The organism is Hyphomonas atlantica corrig. (assembly GCF_000682715.1).
In the GTDB taxonomy this organism is placed as follows: Bacteria; Pseudomonadota; Alphaproteobacteria; order Caulobacterales; family Hyphomonadaceae; genus Hyphomonas; species Hyphomonas atlantica.
Genome location: NZ_AWFH01000041.1, coordinates 1 through 1,101, shown reverse-complemented (window position 1 = coordinate 1,101; position 1,101 = coordinate 1). Strand labels below are relative to the sequence as shown.

Annotated in this window: 1 protein-coding gene and 2 pseudogenes; all 3 read left to right on the top strand. The window is 51.8% G+C overall.

The window, feature by feature from the left end:
- Positions 1-31: 31 nt before the first annotated feature.
- Positions 32-358: pseudogene (locus HY36_RS12680) on the top strand (SAM-dependent DNA methyltransferase); the annotation flags it as partial.
- A complete protein-coding gene (locus tag HY36_RS12675) occupies positions 355-732 on the top strand; it encodes a hypothetical protein (RefSeq protein ID WP_035553483.1) in 378 nt (125 codons plus the stop codon). The pseudogene HY36_RS12680 and the gene HY36_RS12675, both read left to right, overlap by 4 nt.
- A pseudogene (locus HY36_RS12670) lies at positions 729-1,101 on the top strand (restriction endonuclease subunit S); the annotation flags it as partial. The gene HY36_RS12675 and the pseudogene HY36_RS12670, both read left to right, overlap by 4 nt.

Here is a 1,101-nt window from a genome sequence, read left to right as displayed (position 1 = left end):
ATAACGGACCACTTTTCGGGAGGCAGACCAGGTGGAGCGCCCACTCACAGATGAGCATGGTAATATTGAGCGCAATGAACGCGGCAAGGATAAAGGCAAGCCCAAGCCAGACCCGAGCCTTCGTGACACCGAGAATGTCCCGCTAACTGACAGCATAGATGCGTATTTCGAGCGTGAAGTTTTACCTCATGTGCCGGATGCCTGGATCGACGATACCAAAACCAAGACCGGTTATGAAATCCCTTTCAACCGTCACTTCTATGTTTTTGAGCCGCCGCGCCCGCTGGAAGAGATCGACAGCGACCTTTCCGCCGTAACCTCCCGCATTCAAACCATGTTGCAGGAACTGAGCGCATGACCAATGACGAACTCAAGCAGGCTATCAGAGAGCTGATATCAGCCCATCCTGATCTTGCGCCGACCGAAGACGGTCACAACGTTCACATGGAGCGATACAAGACCAGTCGCGGGCTGCTACTCGGTCTCGAGCCTGACTTGAAAACGAAGGTGAACCTCTTCGTGCAAGCCAGCGCAATCACGTCACCAAAACTGACAGACATCGAGCAAAGAGAGTACTTCGCGAAGGACTATTCGACATCAAAGCCAAACCATAACCTGTTCGGGACAGACTCGTTCAAGCTCACAATGGATTTGGTACGGTTCACGCCTAAAGACGTTTGGCAGGCGGCTCGGATTATTTTCGCAATCGCTGGCGAAGGTGCTCGCAAATGAGCATGACGCGCTACTCTCGAATGAAGCTTTCAGGCGAAGACTGGATTGGCGATATCCCACAATCCTGGTCGGCAATCCGAGGCAAAATGCTCTTCGAAATCAGAAAACGCATCGCTGGCGAAGACGGACATACTGTCCTCTCTATCACTCAAAGAGGTGTCGAAGAGAAGGACATTTCGAGCGGAGAAGGTCAGCTAGCTGCCGACTATTCAAAATATCAGCATCTTCATCGTGGCGAATTCGCCATGAACCAGATGGACTTGTTAACGGGGTGGGTGGACATATCAAAGTTCGATGGCGTCACCAGTCCGGATTATCGGGTTTTTGCTCTCAGAATGGTGCTGTCAGACAAACTCGAACCAGTCTCCG